The organism is Mycobacterium sp. MMS18-G62 (assembly GCF_053877835.1).
The window spans coordinates 2,229,684-2,247,826 of sequence record NZ_CM132662.1; the positions used below are offsets into that span (position 1 = coordinate 2,229,684).

General features: G+C 65.0%; 17 protein-coding genes. 5 read left to right on the forward strand and 12 right to left on the reverse strand.

The genetic code is table 11. The features are described 5' to 3' along the window. Positions 1-4 precede the first annotated feature (4 nt). Positions 5-1,837, reverse strand: a complete 1,833-nt coding sequence (locus tag ACWW36_RS11120; RefSeq protein ID WP_456141588.1) for a glycosyltransferase family 39 protein — start codon at positions 1,835-1,837, stop codon at positions 5-7. 89 nt (positions 1,838-1,926) lie between these two features. On the opposite strand from ACWW36_RS11120, the gene ACWW36_RS11125 reads away from it, so the two are divergent. Continuing rightward, on the forward strand, positions 1,927-2,688 hold the full coding sequence (locus ACWW36_RS11125; protein ID WP_456141589.1) for a trans-aconitate 2-methyltransferase: 762 nt from the start codon (positions 1,927-1,929) through the stop codon (positions 2,686-2,688). Between the two features lie 6 nt (positions 2,689-2,694). On the opposite strand, the gene stf0 is transcribed toward ACWW36_RS11125, so the two are convergent. Next, complete coding sequence (gene stf0 / locus ACWW36_RS11130) at positions 2,695-3,498, reverse strand: trehalose 2-sulfotransferase (RefSeq protein WP_456141590.1); 804 nt, start codon at positions 3,496-3,498, stop codon at positions 2,695-2,697. 66 nt (positions 3,499-3,564) lie between these two features. Further along, complete coding sequence (locus tag ACWW36_RS11135) at positions 3,565-4,935, reverse strand: sulfatase family protein (protein WP_456141591.1); 1,371 nt, start codon at positions 4,933-4,935, stop codon at positions 3,565-3,567. 170 nt (positions 4,936-5,105) lie between these two features. Between ACWW36_RS11135 and ACWW36_RS11140 the strand changes: the two genes are divergently transcribed. Next, positions 5,106-6,395: an HNH endonuclease signature motif containing protein gene (locus tag ACWW36_RS11140; protein WP_456141592.1), complete on the forward strand. Its 1,290-nt coding sequence runs from the start codon at positions 5,106-5,108 to the stop codon at positions 6,393-6,395. 124 nt (positions 6,396-6,519) lie between these two features. Here the strand turns inward: ACWW36_RS11140 and ACWW36_RS11145 are convergent, their stop codons facing one another. Further along, a complete protein-coding gene (locus ACWW36_RS11145) occupies positions 6,520-7,002 on the reverse strand; it encodes a hypothetical protein (protein WP_456141593.1) in 483 nt (160 codons plus the stop codon). Positions 7,003-7,051: 49 nt separating this feature from the next. On the opposite strand from ACWW36_RS11145, the gene ACWW36_RS11150 reads away from it, so the two are divergent. Beyond that, positions 7,052-7,723 carry a phosphatase PAP2 family protein gene (locus ACWW36_RS11150; RefSeq protein WP_456141594.1) on the forward strand — a complete coding sequence of 224 codons (672 nt, stop codon included), beginning with the start codon at positions 7,052-7,054 and terminating at the stop codon, positions 7,721-7,723. Here ACWW36_RS11150 and ACWW36_RS11155 read toward each other — a convergent pair. Then, entirely contained in the window at positions 7,677-9,167 is a 1,491-nt protein-coding gene (locus ACWW36_RS11155; RefSeq protein ID WP_456141595.1) for a diacylglycerol kinase family protein, read from the reverse strand. The two genes, ACWW36_RS11150 and ACWW36_RS11155, sit on opposite strands and share 47 nt — an antisense overlap. 87 nt (positions 9,168-9,254) lie before the next feature. Here ACWW36_RS11155 and ACWW36_RS11160 point away from each other — a divergent pair, with 87 nt between their 5' ends. Then, entirely contained in the window at positions 9,255-9,911 is a 657-nt protein-coding gene (locus ACWW36_RS11160; RefSeq protein ID WP_456141596.1) for a L,D-transpeptidase family protein, read from the forward strand. A gap of 3 nt (positions 9,912-9,914) precedes the next feature. On the opposite strand, the gene ACWW36_RS11165 is transcribed toward ACWW36_RS11160, so the two are convergent. The 3 genes from ACWW36_RS11165 to ACWW36_RS11175 are packed head-to-tail and all read right to left on the reverse strand — an operon-like array spanning position 9,915 to position 12,330. Then, the gene (locus ACWW36_RS11165) at positions 9,915-10,373 is read right to left on the reverse strand and encodes a nuclear transport factor 2 family protein (protein ID WP_456141597.1); all 459 of its coding nucleotides are present in this window, start codon (positions 10,371-10,373) and stop codon (positions 9,915-9,917) included. A gap of 22 nt (positions 10,374-10,395) precedes the next feature. After that, positions 10,396-11,901 carry an FAD-dependent oxidoreductase gene (locus ACWW36_RS11170; protein WP_456141598.1) on the reverse strand — a complete coding sequence of 502 codons (1,506 nt, stop codon included), beginning with the start codon at positions 11,899-11,901 and terminating at the stop codon, positions 10,396-10,398. A gap of 42 nt (positions 11,902-11,943) precedes the next feature. After that, positions 11,944-12,330, reverse strand: a complete 387-nt coding sequence (locus ACWW36_RS11175) for a hypothetical protein (RefSeq protein ID WP_456142700.1) — start codon at positions 12,328-12,330, stop codon at positions 11,944-11,946. A gap of 128 nt (positions 12,331-12,458) precedes the next feature. On the opposite strand from ACWW36_RS11175, the gene ACWW36_RS11180 reads away from it, so the two are divergent. Continuing rightward, positions 12,459-14,144: an Hsp70 family protein gene (locus ACWW36_RS11180; protein WP_456141599.1), complete on the forward strand. Its 1,686-nt coding sequence runs from the start codon at positions 12,459-12,461 to the stop codon at positions 14,142-14,144. Here the strand turns inward: ACWW36_RS11180 and ACWW36_RS11185 are convergent. The 4 genes from ACWW36_RS11185 to ACWW36_RS11200 are packed head-to-tail and all read right to left on the reverse strand — an operon-like array spanning position 14,141 to position 18,140. Beyond that, the gene (locus ACWW36_RS11185; RefSeq protein WP_456141600.1) at positions 14,141-15,133 is read right to left on the reverse strand and encodes an ABC transporter ATP-binding protein; all 993 of its coding nucleotides are present in this window, start codon (positions 15,131-15,133) and stop codon (positions 14,141-14,143) included. The genes ACWW36_RS11180 and ACWW36_RS11185 overlap by 4 nt on opposite strands. Next, the gene (locus ACWW36_RS11190) at positions 15,130-16,119 is read right to left on the reverse strand and encodes an ABC transporter ATP-binding protein (protein ID WP_456141601.1); all 990 of its coding nucleotides are present in this window, start codon (positions 16,117-16,119) and stop codon (positions 15,130-15,132) included. Before ACWW36_RS11190 ends, ACWW36_RS11185 begins: the two co-directional genes overlap by 4 nt. Beyond that, positions 16,116-17,078, reverse strand: coding sequence for an ABC transporter permease (locus ACWW36_RS11195; protein WP_456141602.1), 963 nt, complete (start codon positions 17,076-17,078; stop codon positions 16,116-16,118). Before ACWW36_RS11195 ends, ACWW36_RS11190 begins: the two co-directional genes overlap by 4 nt. Before the next feature lie 24 nt (positions 17,079-17,102). Further along, positions 17,103-18,140 (reverse strand): ABC transporter permease, encoded by a 1,038-nt coding sequence (locus ACWW36_RS11200; protein ID WP_456141603.1) that lies wholly within the window; start codon positions 18,138-18,140, stop codon positions 17,103-17,105. Between the last annotated feature and the right edge of the window lie 3 nt (positions 18,141-18,143).

An 18,143-nucleotide genomic window follows, 5' to 3' on the forward strand; every position in this document is an offset into this window, starting at 1 on the left:
CGGCTCAAACCAAGCGGTAAACCGTCGATTCGCCGATCACCGTGCCGGAATAGTGCTGGGCGACCCATTCGGCGATCTCGCGGCTGTGCGACGTGCTGTGGACCCGGCTGCGAGGGACCTCGCCGTGATTCGCGCGGCGTCCCGGCTCGACGTAATACGAAATCTTGCCGGCGTGCACATCGTCGACGAACTGCTGGAGCGTGGGTACCGGATCTGAACTCCAGCCGCCGATCGCCATCACCGAGGTGCCGGAGGCGATTTCAAGCGCAGCCGCAGACTGCGAACCGTTGGTTGCCGCCGACCATCGACTGTGGGTGTTCGCGAGCAGGCCGGCCAATTGGCGGTTGGTGGATTCGTCGCCCGCCCAGGCGCCCGTGACCTTCGATGACCGCACCGCGGACGGGATCGAGCCCTGATGCGGGGTCAATGCGGTTGCGACGGAGAACGCGACGGTGCCGCCCAGGGCCGCTACAACGCCCACGAGGGCCGCGACCATACGTGGCCGCCACAGAATTCCGACGCAAGCGACGAGCGCCGTCACACCGAGAATCCACCAGAATCCAAAGTGATTGTTGTGCAACAACACTAGCGCCGACACCGCGGGTAAAACAATCAGCGACGCCAACGCGAAGCGACCGTCCCAGCTTGCCCTGCGCTGCCAGGCCCACACCGCACCTGTACCGACGAGGGCGGCGATGCACGGCGCCAATGCGACCGTGTAATACGGGTGAACCACTCCGCCCATATAGCTGAAGACGACACCTGTTACAGCTAGCCAGCCGCCCCACATCACTAACGCGCACAACGCCATCCGGCTGAGTTGCCGGCGCAATGCGAGAAAGATGCCGAATGCAAGAGCGAACATTGCCGGCAGCAGCAGCCAGCCGATCTCATTGCCCATCTCGCCGGTGAACAGCCGCTGCGGTCCGGCGTGGCCGCCGAACATCTGCGCACCCGAACCTCCCCAATCGCCGAGCGATTCGCGGTGGCGGCCCAGGATGCGGCTGATTCCGTTGTAGCCCAACGCCAAGTCGAGCACGGTGTTGTCGGTGGAGCCGCCGATGTAAGGCCGAGCGCCGGCAGGCACCAGCGCTACGACCACCACCCACCAACCTGCTGCGACGACCAAGGCCACCGCCGAACCGAGCAGGTGCAGTACACGCTTGAACCACGACGTCGGCGCAAGAAACAGGTACGCCAGCCCGAATGACGGCAGCACCAGGAAGCCCTGCAGCATTTTGGTCAGAAATGCCGCGCCCATCACGACACCGACCAACGCCAACCACCGCGACGAGGCTGACTGCACGGCGCGCGTCAGGCAATACGCGGCCACCGTCATCAACAGCACCAGCAGCGCGTCGGGATTGTTGAACCGGAACATCAACGCGGCGGCAGGAGTGAACGCCAACGCCACACCGGCGAGCAGACCCGCGACCGCGCCGTCCTGCGGATCGGTGAACGTCCGCTTGACCGTGGCATAGAGCACGCCGACGGCCGCGACACCCATGAGCGCTTGTGGCGCGAGCGCCGACCAGCTGTTCACGCCGAACAACCGCATCGACAACCCCGTCACCCACAGAGCGGCGGGTGGTTTGTCGACGGTGATGAAGTTGTTCGCGTCCAGCGATCCGAAGAACCATGCGGACCAGCTCTGCGAGCCGGCCTGGGCGGCCGCGGCGTAGAAGGTGTTGCCGAAACCGCTGGACCGCAGGTCCCACAGGTACAGGACAGCGGTCGCGGTCAGCAGGCACGGCAACGCCCAACGGCGCCAGCGGCCTGTGCGCACTGGTTTCGCCGGGTTGGCCGCGACGGCGGGAGCGTCCACGACTGCAGTCACCCGCTTACCGTGCCGGTCTTTGCTGACCGCCAGGCTGTGTCGCGGCTGCGAAGCCGCTGTGAGTTCGGAGTGAGTGCGAGACTGGCGACATGTGGAATCCCAACGTCTACCTTGCTTTCGCCGACCATCGCGGCCGCCCGTTCTTCGACCTGGTGTCTCGGGTGGGAGCGGAAAAGGCGCGCCGGGTCGTCGACCTTGGCTGTGGGCCGGGCAATCTCACGGTCAGCCTCGCGCAGCGCTGGCCTGAGGCGGTCATCGAGGCGTGGGACTCCTCGCCGGAGATGGTGGACGCTGCACGCGAACGCGGCGTCGATGCGCAGGTCGCTGATGTGCGGGCATGGACGCCGCAGCCCGACACCGATGTCGTCGTGAGCAATGCCACCCTGCATTGGGTGCCCGAGCACTCCGAGCTATTGGCGCGGTGGGCGGGTCAGCTGGTCGCCGGTTCGTGGCTCGCCGTGCAGGTGCCGGGAAACTTCGATGCCCCGTCGCATCAGGCGGTCCGCGAACTCGCTTCGAGCGATCAGTGGTCGGAGACGTTGCGGGACTTTCCGTTTCGCGAAGGGCAGGTGGATACCGCAGCTGGATACGCGGAGCTTCTCACCGACGCTGGTTGCCGAGTCGACGCGTGGGAGACCACCTATATCCACGAACTGAGCGGCGAGCACCCAGTGCTGGAGTGGATCACCGGCACCGCACTCACGCCGGTGAGGAGCCGGCTGTCCGAGGAGCAATGGGAGCAGTTCCGCCTAGAGCTGATTCCGTTGCTCGACACGGCTTACCCGGTGCGGCCCGACGGCAAGACGTTCTTTCCGTTCCGACGGATATTCGTTGTGGCTCAGGTGAATTAGACGCCGCTATGTCGGCAGCCCGTGTTTCTCGGCATCGGCGCGGTATCTGTCGACCCATTCGTCGGAGCGCTGGTCTGCCTGTCGCTCGAGCACTGGGTGTGGCGCAAGCTGGGGATCTTGCCCAAGTGCTTCGAGGATGTCGGCCACGATCTGAGTGAGGTTGCGCCACAACACCGGATACGCCACTTCCATCGGTTCGACGCGCTCTTCGATGAACCACTTGCGCCAGCCTTCTTCCTGGGCGCGCAGCATGGAAATCACGTGTGCGATCGCACCAGGGTGATACTCGGCGCGCGCATCCCGCGCAGGATCGGGACGGCCGCGCCAAACGCGCGTCTGCACCGCACGCCAAAACGAAACAGCCTGGGAGACAACGTCCGGCCGGTATACATGGACAAGCACCGGATCGCTGCCGATGACGTCGCGGATCGCCGAGAGCAGGCCGTCGCCGGAGCGGTCCGGCAGGCCGGAAGCGCGCTGTAGTAGTAGCGGCGTCTGGTTCCACATCAGCTTGCCACCCCAGATGCCGTTGGGGGTGCGGCCCACTGTGCGGACGTAGTCACGCCAGATCTCGGGTGGCGCGAGGTCCGGCTTGCCTTCGTCGAGCGGGTCGAGCAACCGCAGGATCGACTCGTCGTCGACTCCCTCGAACCATTGCCGCGGCTGAGGTGACTGACTCGTGCTTGGCAGGTACTGAAAGAACTCGCCCGGTTCGCCGGCCACACCGGTCGCGCGTAGGGACTCGACGAGCAGTGTGCTGCCGCTGCGTTGGGATGCGAGCACCAGGTATGCAGTCGCGTGGGCCGACATGCGCGTGAGCCTAGCCGCAATCGAATCGGTTGGCAGAGTGGGCTTTTGCACTCATCGTGAGTAAAACTATTGCCCGCTGCTGTGGTCGTCTTCGATGCCACGATCTGCGGCGATCGGTGACCGGCTGGTGACTTGCGGTCCGTGTACGCGTAGATAGGTTTCGGTGTAGCGCTCCGCAATTCGCGTGCCCGCGAACTCGGACGGTATGACGTCTTTGGTCTTCTGGCGCCAGTCGTTGAGCAGTAGGGCGAGGTCGTCGGCGATTGTCTCTGCCTTGTCGGTGGCGTCGGGGCCCAACAGGTTGTGGGACTCGGCCGGATCCTCGAGAAGGTTGTACAGCTCGCGGTCGGGGCGTTGTCCAAGTACGAGCGGCGCCATCGTGCGGCCTGGCGCGCTGTCGGCGATATCCCAGGGCAGATCGAGTACGGGCCGTGATGCATAGTTCTCGATGTAGCTGTATTCCTTCGTCCGGATCGCGCGTATCGGGTCGAAGGAGTCGTGATACGTCTTGGTGGTGTAGACCTCGTTCCGCACCGGCTTGACACTCGCGGTGCGCAAGTTGGCAGCGTGCGACATGCCGTCGACGTCGGAAGGAACCGCGAGGCCGAGCAGTTCGAGCAGGGTAGGGAGCAGGTCGACGCCGCTGAACAGTTCGTCGTAGACCTGCGGTGGGATTGCGGCGTCGCGCGGCGGCCGGACGATCATCGCGATGCCGGTGCCAGCGTCGTACAGCGTCGACTTGGCACGGGGGAGTGCCGGCCCGTGGTCGGTCATGAACACCACCCACGTGGTGCGGTCGAGTCCGGTCTGCTCGAGCGTGTCCAGCAGCTGCCCGACGGCGGCGTCGGCCACGGAGATCGAACCGTAGAAGTCGGCGAGGTCTTGGCGAATGTCGGGGGTATCCGGCAGGTAGTCGGGTACCACCACCTCGTCCGCGACGGCAGGCTCGTATCGGTCGTGGGGGTACGGCCGGTGCGTTTCGAAAAAGCCCGTGGTGAGCAGGAACGGAGTCGTCGGCGGATTCTGAAGCCACTGTGTCGCCTGCTCGACGACGTACTCGCAGTACGAGTTTGAGACGTCGAACTCGTCGAAGCCCAGCCGCGACGGATACGATGTTTCGTGCTGCATCCCGAACAGCGTTGTGTGCCAACCATATGCGGACAGGATATGCGGCAGGGTGCGGACGTCGGCGCGGTATTCCCAGCCGTGGTGGGCCAGGCCCACCAAGCCGTTGCTCTGCGGGTATCGGCCGGTGAACAAGGACCCGCGCGACGGTGAGCAGAGCGGCGCGGTGGCGTGTGCACGCGTGAACAAGATCGCGTCGGTGGCGAGTTGGTCGAGTCGCGGACTGGAGACGTCGGCGTGGCCGTAGGCGCCGAGATAGCGGCCGAGGTCGTGCCAATGCACGATCAGCACGTTGTCCCGCGGTTCGGTCACTGGTGCTCCTTTTTTGTCTTGGCCTTGCCCACGGAACAGGGCTGGCGACAAATCGGCAACCCTTTGGCGCATCGAGACCAAGTTATCCATAGTCGCGATTTCATCCACAGGTTTGGGTCGTTGGTTCGATCGGAGCCGAATTTGTCGTAGCCGGCCGCGAAGATTTGGTTATGTCGTTGACCGCAGCGCCTCCGGTGGTGGTGAGCCCTGCTGAGCGTCTTGAGGTGTTGTTCGAGGAGCTGGCGGAGCTGACCGGTCAGCGCAATGCGATTGATGGACGGATTGTGCAGATCGTCGCCGAGATCGATCGCGACGAGCTCTGCGGTATGACGGGGGCGCGGTCGGTCGCTTCGTTGGTGGCCTGGAAACTCGGCGCGTCCTCGGTAAACGCTGCCACGATCGCCACGGTGGCGCACCGGTTGCCGGAGTTTCCGCGCTGTGTGGCGGGGATGTGCGAGGGTCGGTTGTCGCTGGATCAGGTCGGGGTGATCGCGGCGCACGCGGGCCAGGGTTCTGATGAGCATTACGCCGAGTTGGCCGCGGTCGCGACGGTCAACCAGTTGCGCACGGCGGTCAAGCTGGAACCGCGACCCGAACCCGAACCCAAACCCGAAGCCGAAGCCGAAGTCGAAGCCGAAGCCGAGCCGGAGTTTGGGTCTGAACCGCAGATCTCGATCACCAAGACCTCTGATGAGCAGTTCACCTATTGGCGGATCACCCTGCCGCACCTGGAGTCCGCGAAGTTTGATGCAGCGTTGGCGTCGCATCGGGACGTCCTGATCACCGAGTACAAACGCGACCACGCCGACCGCGCATCTGATCAGTCGCCGCCGTTTCCGGGCACCGGTGAGGCGTTCATGCGGCTGGTCGAGGCCGGCTGGGACGCCGAGGTGGCGCGGCGCCCGCATGGGCAGCACACCACGGTGGTGGTGCATGTCGATGTGGAGCAGCGGTTGGCGGGGCTGCATTTGGGTCCGCTGCTGTCCGATGCTGAGCGCCAATATGTGACGTGTGATGCCACCGGTGAAGTGTGGTTTGAACGCGACGGGCAGCCCATCGGCGCCGGCCGGACCACGCGGCTGATCAATCGGCGGCTGCGCCGCGCCCTGGAGCACCGCCACCCCACGTGCGCGGTCCCGGGCTGTGGCGCTACCCGTGGTTTGCATGCCCACCACATCCGGCACTGGGAAGACGGCGGTGTCACCGAGCTGGACAACCTGGTCTTGTTATGCCCGTATCACCATCGGCTGCACCACCGCGGGGTCATCACCATCACCGGACCCGCCGACGACCTGTGCGTCACCGACAGCTCGGGTCGACGGCTCAGCGCCGCCTCGCTGGCCCGGCCACCGACGAAACCCCCGCCCGCGGTCGCGCCGTGTGCCGGGCCAACCGGCGAACGCGCCGACTGGTGGTGGTATGAACCCTTCCAACCCCAACCACCGCCAACAACCAACTAGGTTCGCTACTTGGGGCTCAAACGGGTTGGGGGTAAGAGAATTCGTTCGAGGATGACAACGATCCACAAGACCACCCGCGCACAAGACCGCGCCAGACATTCCAAACCCCCACCGTTCTAACGGTTTACGGATCGTATGGCACGCCGACGGCGCGGAATACGTATTCGGGTGGCACGTCGAACGCAAGCGACCGCCGGGGTAGACGCATCAGCACGTCTTGCGGGATCTCGTCCTTGTAATGCAGCGAAAGCTTGCCGCTGAAGCGAGGGTCGACCTCGGCGACGTCGACGTCCAAAGTGAGGCCCGTTTCTGAAAGCTCGGCCTTGACGGGGCCCGTTTGCGGTGCATCCCACCGCTGATCGATGGTGCGGCCCGCCAACTTCGGCACACTTGACAATGTGCCGAGCACGCGCTGATTCGTCAGCACCAGCGAGCCGACATAGCTCGCGACGCTGCCCGTCGACCGCTGACCCGGGACCTTGCCCGTAAATCGTCGTGTCACCGAGACATACTCGGCCAGATGGATGATTCCCTCGGCTTCCACTTCGGCGCGCAGCTCGCCGGGCAACTTGCCGATCCGGAGTAACTTGCGCAGAAACACCGCCATGGCCGTCACCTTAACGGCAGCCACCTGCGAACGTGGTAGAGCTAGTCGAATGAGACAACACCGGATCTGGCTCGTCTGCTCTGCAGTCGCAGCCGTCGCGGTGTACGTCCTTTTGTGGATCGGCTATGCGCTGCAGTGGAACTGGATCACCACGATCGACTCATCGGCGCTCGACGTCTTGCACCGCTACGGCATCGCCCATCCCGGCTGGGTAACGGCCTGGGATGTGTTCTGCACTGCGCTCGGGCCGACCACATTTCGACTGCTCGCCCTCGCAGTCATCATTGCGGCATTGGTGCGCCGCAATCTACGGGTCGCGCTTTTCCTGGTGATCAGCGTCGAGTTGAGCGGACTGGTCACCGAAATCGCCAAGCACGCCACTAACCGTCCGCGGCCCGCCACGGCCTTCGTGACCGCACCATCGTCGGCGTTTCCGTCCGGACACGCCCTCGGCGTGATGGTCAGCGTGCTGGCCCTGCTGACCGTCGTGTTGCCGGTCGTTAGTCGCCCGCTTCGGGTATGGCTCATCGGACTCGGCGCCGTGGTGGTGGTGTTGATCGGCGTCGGCCGCGTGGTGCTCAACGTGCACCATCCCTCCGACGTGCTCGCCGGATGGCTCCTCGGCTACGCCTACTTCGTCGCCTGTCTGCTGATTTTGCCGCCGTCGCGACCGGTCACGGCAGCGGACGAAACACCGGCAGCGCCCGGTATCGCGAGCTGAACGTGGCTTCGGTGACCTCGGTGCCCACTTCACCGTCGTGAGCCAGCACCGTCGGCCCGTCTACCGCCTTGAAGCTGAACTCCGGCACCCGTAGCTCGTGATACAGCGGGCTCCGTTCCAGCCGACCGAGCACGAGCGCCGTGAGGATGCGCAATCTGCTGAATCTGCGGCCGGTTTCCAGGATGCGGACGTCGAGCAACCCGTCGTCCATCCGAGTCCGTCGCGAAGGCGCAAATCCCGACGGCAGATACGTCGAGTTGCCGAGGAAGAACAGCGACGTCTGAAGTGTCTTGTTGTCGTAGGAAATCCGCACCGGCTCGTCGTGTCGCAGGGTGTGGACCATCGCGTACATCCCCGCCAGCGGCTTGCCGACCTTGTGCTCGAGCTTCTCGCGGGTCTGCACGAACTTCGGATACGCCCCGATGCTCGCGGTGTTGATCACCATGCGGCCCTCGTTGAGGCAGACCATGTCCACACACGAGACGCTGCCTCGTCGTATCGCCTCTACGGTCTTGGCCACCGTGTCACAACCGATGTCCTTCGCGAAGTGGTTGAACGTGCCACCCGGGAAAACCGCGAGCGGCTTTGACGCGTCGATCGCGACGCCGGCCGCACACGAGACCGTCCCATCGCCGCCGCACACCGCCAGCACCTCCGCGCGCTCGGCCGCGGACCGCAACACCTCTTCGACGTCGTCGCCCTCGCTGACTTCCACAACTTCGGCCTGCGGCAACGCCTCTCGCACTTCGTCGACGACTTGTGCACCCGTCCCGCCGCCCGATGCCGGGTTGACCACCAACACCACACCCGCACCATCCGGACGTTCGGGCGTCTCCACCCGCAGCGGATCGGCGACCGGCGTCTTGACCGTCGCGACCGTCGGCACCACCCGTGCGCCGAGCACCGCGAATCCCGCACCGATGCCGAACCCGGCGAACACGTCGCCGGGGTAGTGCACCCCTGTCGCGACGCGCGACAGCCCGACCAGGCCGGCGAGTAGCGCCAGCCCAAGGCCCAGCGGTGGGTTTTCCAGGCCGACGCCGACGGCGAACGCCGCCGCGCTCGCCGAATGACCCGACGGCAGCGAGTTCGACGTCGGTGAGCGACGGCTCCGCCGTGCCAGCGGCACCGCGAGACGGTTCGGCCTCGGCCGTTTCCACACCCGCTTGGCCACCAGATTGGTGAACAGGCTCGTCGCCGCCAGCGTGATCACCCCGCGGTATGCACCGCGCTGCGCCGACGGCCCGCCAAGCGTGACGAGCGCGGCCGCGATCGCCAGCCAGAGCTTCGAATGATCGGCCGCTCGGGTGAGGCGTGGCATCGTGGCATCGAGCAGGGGACTGGGCGACTCTGCAATGGCCTCGAACACCTCGCGGTCCAGGGTTCCGAGGCCTTGACCGATCTGCCGGATGCCACGGCGGCGTCGCATCGGCAGCATGTCCATGACGCCTTACGTATCCAGATCGAGCGATCCTCAATCTTGTCTAAACCTTTACTTGACCTCTCTGGGCGGCCCGTCGACGATTGGTCAATGCGCCGACGGCTGGTTGTGCTCTGCGCAGCGGTCTGGCTCGCGTTCGCCGCGGCGCCCGTCGGCCGTGCCGAATTCACACCATGGTTTGCACCCTCTGTCGGCAATGCCACCCAGGTGATCTCCGTCGTCGGTGCCGGCGGCTCGTCGGCCAAGATGGACGTCTGGCAGCGCACGAACGGCGATTGGCAGCCGATCGGCGTCGGCATTCCCGCTCACGTCGGCGCCAACGGGTTCGCCGCGGAGACCCATGACGGCAACATGGCCACGCCCCTGGGCATCTACACACTGGACTTCGCGTTCGGCACCCAGCCGAACCCCGGCGGCGGCCTGCAGTACGTCCAGGTCGGGCCCGACCACTGGTGGGACGGCGACATGAAGAGCCCGACCTACAACACCATGCAGGTGTGCAAGAAGTCGCAGTGCCCGTTCGACACGTCGTCCGACAGCGGCACCGAAAACCTCGAAATCCCGCAATATGCCCACGCCGTCGTGATGGGCGTCAACAAGGCCCGTGTGCCCGGCAATGGCGGCGCGTTCTTCCTGCACACAACCGACGGCGGTCCCACCGCCGGTTGTGTCGCCGTCGACGACGCCATGATGGTGAAGCTGATTCAGTGGCTTCGGCCGGGCGCTTTGATCGCCATCACGAAGTAGCGCTCAAATATTAAGTGCGCGACCGGCTTTCACTTTGAAATTGAGATTCTCGGTCGACATCGACGCATCGTAGGTGCGGTCGTAGCCGGTCTCGCTGATCTTCCAGCCGTCGCTGGTTCTGCGGTACCGGTCGTGGTAGAAGCCCGCGCCGATCAGCATGAAGTTGAAGTCCGGTGCGATCACCCGGTCCTGCAGATACCAGATCGCCGAAGCCTCGTCCCCGTCGACGGTGATCTCGGGATGGGTGACGCGATGCTCAGTGAGGATCTCCGGTCCGAGTGACGACCGCATGAAAGTCACCAGCTCGTCGCGGTTCTTGAAATGGTGCTCCTCACCGATCGACTCCCCGTACCTGCCGACCACGTCCTCGGTCAGCGTTGCCGCGAAGTCGTCCCAGTGCTTGGTGTCGAGCGCGCGCAGATACCGGTACTTGACTTGTTTGATCTCGTCGATGTCACCCATGGCGACATTGCAGCACACCTGCTCACTGGGACGCAGTGAGATTGCGCGTCGCCGGGCCTTCCAGCAGCGTGCCGTCCGGCGCGAACCGCGAACCGTGCAGTGGGCATTCCCACGATTCGTCAGCGTCGTTCCAGTTCACGATCCCGCCGAGGTGTGGACACACCGGGGAGACCCTGTGCTCGACGCCGTTGACCACGCTTCTGGCCTCCAGATTCCATGGCGGTCCGCTCACGACACCGCCATCACCCGGCGAGCGATCGCCGATCCGGGTCACCGGCGTAATCCATCCTCTGGCGAGGTACAGCCCCACCTCGGCGTTGATCTGCATGGCCTTCGGGATTCCGGAAAGCTCGTGTGGACTCCAGCTGGCGAATGCCTCGGCCCAGTCCATCCGGCCGCCGAGGATGCGGCTGGACAGTGCGAGCGCGGCCGCCGTCCCATTGGTCATTCCCCACTTGTCGAAACCCGTTGCGACAAAAATCTTTTCGTTACCCGGGAGGATCGGGCCGACGTAGGGAAGCTCGTCGATGGGGCTGTAGTCCTGAGCGGACCAGTAGTGCGTCTGCATCGCCCCGGGGTAATGCAGCTTGGCCCAGGACGACAGTTCCTCCACCGACGATGCAGGGTTCTTCTCGTGACCAACGGGGTGCCCCGCGCCGCCGACGATGAGCCGATCCCCTTCAGCGGTCGGCGCATAGCGCACCGAGCGCGTGGGAGAGTCGGTGGAGATGTACATGCCGCGGGTGATGTTTCCCGGCACCTTGTACGCCATGCAGTAGGACCGGTTCGGCTTTAGCCGCGCGAAGAACCCGCCGCGATCCAGGATCGGAATGCCGGTGGCCAGCACACACTGGCCGGCGTGGACGCTGAACTCGTCGCCGGTCGACGTGCGCACGTGTAGTGCCAGCCCGTCACCCTCGCCCGAAACCTTTTGCACGCGAACGCCTTGCACGAGCCGTCCACCGCGTTCCTCGAGCTCGACGACGAGGCTGTCCACCAACGGCATCGGGTCGAACTGCGCTTGATGAGCCAGCCGCACGCCACCGTGGTACGGGAACGGCACATCGGCGTCGTCGGCCCACTCCGCGTCGACTCCTGCGGCCTTACACGCCTCCAGCTCGCTTCGCGCCGACGCCACGCCCTGCTCGGACTGGGCATAGGTGTAGGCGTCCTCGCGCTGCAATGAGATGCCGTGTGCCTCACAATGCTGCACGAGCCATTCCTGGCCTTCGCGATTTCCCTGCACATACTGCTTGGCCGTCTTGACGCCATGCTTGCCGACGATCTTCGACAGCTTGGTGCCTTGCAGCAGGCTGATCTTCGCGGTGGTATTGCCGGTCGCGCCGGCACCCGCATACGTTGCTTCCAGGACGAGTACGTCCTTGCCGGCCCGGGCCAACAGGACCGCGGTGATCAGCCCGGTGATTCCCGCGCCCACCACCGCCACATCGGCCTTTCGGTCCGCGTCCTTCAGCGGACCGGGCGTTGACGGCCGGTCGACTCGGTTCGTTAGCCACAGTGACGTCATGGCCATGCAGTACCCAGACCGGCAACGACGAAACCCCTCGATTCAGCCCCAGAAGTCGTTGTTGTGGTTGTCACCGTCGCCGTCGCGGTGATGGTCGTCGTGGCAGGTATTCCAGTCGAAGTTGAAACCCCACTCCGGGCGCCAGAACTCACCGGGGCACCAGTGGTAGCGCGGAGCGTAATAGCGCACAGGAGCACCGAAGTCGCGGTGATGATCGGGTCCGTCAATATCGCGGTGGTGGTCGTCATGGCACGTGCCGCCATCCCAGTTGTCGCCCCACTCGGGGTGCCAGTCCTCACCCGGGCACCAGTGATAGCCAGGGAATTCACCGATCTCGGCTTGGGCGGTCGTCGCCGCTCCTACGCCTACCAGGCCCAACCCAGCTGTGATGGCGAATGTCGTTGCTGCGCATCGTGTCAATGTCTTCACGCCTCCAACAACAGCACCGCTTTCTGTGTCTCAGCTATGTGGCTGGGTCAAACCCGCTGGCAATGCTGCCCAAAACGCGGAGTGTCTAACGGAATTGGACTGCGCGGGCGGCTATCGTGTGCTGCGTTATGAGCGACCCGTTGGGGTTGTCGATAGGGACGACCAACTTGGTCGCGGCCCGTGTCGGCAATCAACCGGTGATACGGCGTGCGGTGCTGACCTTGCCCGCGTCGGGCTTCACCATGAGCGGATTCGTTGAGCGCGTCGGCGACCCTGTGCCGCTTGTCGCCCCGGACGGTTCGTCGTACCACGCCGATCTCCTGCTCGTCGAGGCGCTCGAAACGATGATCTATGCGACGGGCAGCGAGCCGTCGTCGCAGATTGCCGTCGCCGTGCCTGCGCACTGGGGATCGGCCACGCTGCGTGCGTTGCGTACCGCGATGCGCGCGAACCCGAGCCTGGCGCCCAACGGCATGCCCGTACGGCTGGTTTCGGACGCCGTAGCTTCGCTGACGGCGTTGCACGCCAATCCCGGGCTCACTGCGCACGGTGTGGTGGCGCTGCTGGACTTCGGCGGTAGCGGAACGAACATCACCCTGGCCGATGCCGCTTCGGCATACGAGCCGATCGAGGAGACCACTCGATATACCGAGTTCTCCGGCGACCAGATCGATCAGGCGCTGCTGAGCCATGTGATCGACGGCATCGCCAACGCCGGTGACCTCGATCCCGCCGGCACAGCCGCAGTCGGATCGCTGACCCGGCTGCGTGAAGAGTGCCGCAACGCCAAGGAGCGGCTGTCCGCGGAGACGGTCACCGAACTCGTCGTCGAGTTGCCGGGGTATCGGTCCGCGATCCGCGTGACGCGCACCGAGCTGGAAAGCCTGATCGCCCAGCCGCTGGCCGGTGTGCTCAGCGAGCTGGATAATGCGTTGTTGCGCAACAGGATCAGCTGGTCGAACGTTTCGGCCGTGGTGACCGTCGGTGGCGGGGCGAGCATTCCGCTGATCACTCAGCAGCTGTCCCAGCACTCCCAGGCCCCGGTGCTGACGACGCCTCAGCCGGCATTGGACGCGGCAGTCGGTGCCGCGCTGTTCGCGGCATACGGGTCCGAAGCCGACGTCCAGACCGGTGTCGCTCCGGTGGTCCCCGGTGCCGTCGCGCCCCCAGCCGACGAGCCGGGGTCGGCCACCTTCCGCGCGCTGGCCTGGTCGCAGGACGACACCGCCGACGAACCCGTTCCCTACACCGGAGATGTGTACGACACCGGTTTCACAGCCGCGCGTCCGCCGGTGGAGTACGTGCCGCCGACCGAGCCGATCGAAGAGCCGCGCAGCTGGCACCGGTTGCCGCAGTTGATATTCGGGCTCGCCGCGGTCGTCGCGCTGATCGCCGTGGGTGGTGTGGCGATCGCTCTGACGAGCGCGAGCGACAGCACCAAAGCCACCGAAACTCCGCACACCGCCACCTCGGCGGCGCCGACGAGCGCCGCGCCGCCGCCGTCGAGCGCGCCCGTCGAAACCGTCACGGTCACCAGCGAAGCGCCACCGCCGCCGCCCACACCCACGACGACCGTGCCTGCGCCGACGACGACGTACGTGACCACGACCACGCCGACCACGACGACGACAACCACCACCACAACAACAACAACGACCACGACCACGACGACGACCACCACCACGACCACGCCAACGACTACCACCACCACGACCACCACGACAACACCCACGACGATGACGACGACCTACATCAACGTCCCGTTCGTCCCGGTGCCGATCCCCATTCAGGTGCCGGCCCCCGCCGCCCCTTAAGAGGCGTCGGCGACGTTGCGCGGATGGTGGCAAGCCGCGACGTGGCCGGAAACATGTTCGACGAGCGCAGGTTCGTCCGTCGTGCACACCTCGGTCGCAAACGGGCAACGGGTGTGGAAGCTGCAACCTGGCGGCGGGTCGATCGGGCTCGGCACGTCGCCCTCGAGCACCAGTCGTTCGCGCGCCGCGTTGCGCTTCGGGTCGGGAATCGGCACCGCCGACAACAGTGCATTGGTATACGGGTGAATCGGCCTGCGATACAGATCTTCGGTGGCGGAGTTCTCGACGACCTTGCCCAGATACATCACCGCGACCCGGTCAGAGACATGGCGGACGACGCCGAGATCGTGCGCCACAAACAGGTACGACAGGCCGAACTCCTGCTGAAGATCCTTGAGCAGGTTGATGATCTGCGCCTGCACGGATACGTCCAGGGCGGAAACGGGCTCGTCGGCGACGATCAGCTTCGGTTGCAGCGCAAGCGCTCTGGCGATGCCGATCCGCTGCCGCTGGCCGCCGGAGAATTCGTGCGGATAGCGGTTGTAGTGCTCGGGGTTCAGCCCGACGCGGTCGAGAAGATCCTGAACCCGCCGCTTCAGCTCGGAGCCCCTCGCGAGGCCATGCAATTCCAGCGGGTCTCCGACGATCTGGCCGACTCGCTTGCGCGGGTTCAGGGAGGCGAACGGGTCCTGGAAGATCATCTGCATCTGCCTGCGCATCGGCCGCAGCTCCCGTCGGGACCGGCCGGTCAGCTCGTCACCGAGGAACCGCACCGACCCCGAATTCGGTTGAAGCAACTGCAGAATGGCCCGGCATAGCGTCGATTTTCCGCAGCCCGATTCCCCGACCAATCCGAGCGTTTCGCCTTCGTTCAGTGTCAGGCTTACGCCGTCGACCGCTCGCACCCTTGCGACCTCGTGATCGACAACCAGTCCCGACTTGATCGGGAAATGCTTGACGAGGTCGGTCACCTCCAGGAGCGCGGTCACGGCTTCAGCCTCTTCTTCTCGGCTGGATCCAGCCAGCAGCGGTCGAGGTGTGCGCCGCCGGCACGGGCCGCCAAAGGTGGTAACTCATCGCACTTTTCGAAGACATAGGGGCAACGCGGTGCAAACCGGCAGCCCGGCGGCGGGTCCAGCAGCGACGGGGGTTGGCCGGTGATCTGGGTTAGCCGTTCGCCGCGCGGCTGATCGAGCCGGGTGAGTGAGCCGAGCAGCCCCCAGGTGTATGGGTGCTGCGGGTCGTAGAAGATCTCGTCGAGCGTCGCGTCCTCGACGATCTGGCCCGCATACATCACAAGGACGCGGTCGGCCACCTCGGCGACCACCCCGAGGTCGTGGGTGATCAGGATGACTGCCAGGTCGCGGTCGCGGTTGAGTTCGTCTATCAGCCGCAGAATTTGGGCCTGCACCGTGACGTCGAGCGCGGTGGTCGGTTCGTCGGCGATCAACACCTGTGGCTCCAGTGCGAGCGCCATCGCGATCATCACGCGCTGGCGCATGCCACCGGAGAACTCGTGCGGATAGTGGCGCACCCGGCGTTCGGGATTCGGAATGCCCACCGAACGCAGCAATTCGACCGCGCGTTCTTCTGCCTCGCGGTGCGAGACGTCACGGTGCGCGCGGATCATCTCGGCGATCTGTCGGCCCACGCGGTAGACCGGATTCAGGGAGGTCATCGGATCTTGGAAGACCATCGCGATCTGTTCACCGCGAATGTCGCGCAGTTGATCGTCGTCCAGGCCGTTGATTTCCCGGCCGCGGTACGTGATCGAGCCCGATATCCTCGCGTTCGGCGCACGGGTCAAGCCCGTCAGTGTTTGAGCGGTAACGCTTTTCCCTGAACCGGATTCACCGACGATGGCCAGGATTTCGCCCGCGGCCAAATTGAAGGAGACGCCGTCGACGGCGCGGACCATCCCGTCTTCCGTGGCGAAACTGACCTTCAGATCGTCGACTGTCAACAGCTGTGTCATGCGGGCGCCGCCTCACCGAGCCGGATGCGCGGATCCAGGAGTGCGTAGGCGATGTCGACGAACGTGTTGAACAGCACGATGAAGAACGCGCCGAACAGCGTGACTCCAATCAGCGGTGGCAGGTCCAGGCTGCGGATCGCCTCACCTGCATACAGCCCGACGCCGTTGAGGTTGTAGACGGTTTCGGTGAGGATCGCGCCGCCGCCGACCACCATGCCGAAGTCGAGGCCGAACAGCGTGACGACCGGGATCATCGAGTTGCGAAGCACGTGGCGGATACGGACCTGCCGCTCGGAGAGCCCCTTGGCGCGGGCGGTGCGGACGTAGTCCTCGTTCATCGCGTCGAGCATGTTGGAGCGCAGCAGCCGGCTGTAGAACCCGACGTAGAGCACCGCCAGCGTGAGCCAGGGCAGGATCAGGTGATACGCCCAGCCCACCGGGTCTTCGGTCAGCGGCACGTAACTGCCCGTCGGGAACAGCTGAACCTTGAAGGTGAAGAAGTACAGCAGAATTGCGGCCAGCCAGAAGACAGGCATCGAAATCCCTACCAGCGAAAGGATTGTCAGCGCCCGGTCGGTGAACCTGCCGGCGTGGATGGCGCTCATGTACCCGAACAGCACGGCAAGCGTCATCCAGATGACCGCCGCCCCGATGCACAGCGAGAACGTGGCGGGCACCCCTTCCCAGATCTGCTGGACGACGTTGCGGTCCTTGGCATATGACATCAGTTGGCCGGTGAAGATCTGCTTCATCATCGTCAGGTATTGCACGGGCAGAGGTTTGTCCAGCCCGAGATCCGCACTGACCCTTGCGATCAGCGCCGGGTCGGCGTTCTTGCCCGCGATGCGCGCCGCTGGGTCCGAATTGGGCACGACGTTGAAGATCAGGAACACGATCACCGAGATCGCGAACAACACCGCGACCATGCCGAGAAGGCGCCGAGCGACGAACCTGGCCATCAGAGTTCTCGTTTCGCCATCGGCTCAGTGCTCCAGCCGTATCTTGGCTCGCGGGTCGAGTGCATCGCGAAGGCCGTCACCGAAAACGTTCAGCGACAACACCGTCGCGATGATCATCAGGCCAGGCACGATCGTCAGATGTGGTGCGGTGTAGATCATCTCGTAGCCGTCGGCGATCATCGTGCCCCATGAGGCGTTGGGCGGGCGAACGCCTGCGCCGAGGAACGACAGCGCCGACTCGAGCAACATGTTGTTGGCGATGTTCAGCGTGAAGAACACGATGATCGTCGAGACGATGTTCGGCAGCAGCTCGGAGAACATGATGCGCACCGGCCCCTTGCCCTGCGCGACGGCGGCCTCGATGAATTCCTTTTCGCGCAGCGCGAGGACTTCGCCCCTGATCGGTCTGGCCATGTACGGCACATAGACGAAGCCGATGATCAGGATCGGAATCCAGATCGAATCACCCGCGATCGCCAGCGGTCCGACTTTGAGGCCCCCGATGGCCAATGTGGTGCCCAACGCGATGCCAAGCAGCAGAACGGGAAACGCCCAGATCACATCCATGATCCGGGACAACACCGAGTCGATCCAGCCCCGGTAGTAGCCGGCGAGCAGACCGACGATCACGGACAGCACGGTGGTGACGGCGGCGGCCGCCAGGCCGATGTAGATCGACGTGCGCCCGCCGTACATCAGCCGCACCATCACGTCGCGGCCGTTCTGGTCCGCACCGAGCAGGTACTGCCCGTGCAGGCCCGGCCCGATCGGGGTGCCGTCGGGCGCCACCACATTCGTCGGTTGCCCGTCGATCATCACCCTCTCGGTGATGTGGTTCTCGTTCGGCCCGGTGTGCGCGACGTGTTCCGCCCAGAGCGGCGCTGCGAGACAGAACAGCACGATGAGGACGAAAACGACGCCGCAGAACAGCGCAACCTTGTTGCGCCGCAGCCGAAGCCACGCCAGATACCAGGGGCTGCGGCCCTGGATCTGAGATGCGGGCACACCGGTGGGAAGTGGCGGTTCTCCTGGGATCTCCAGTTCGCCGACGGGGACGACCATCGC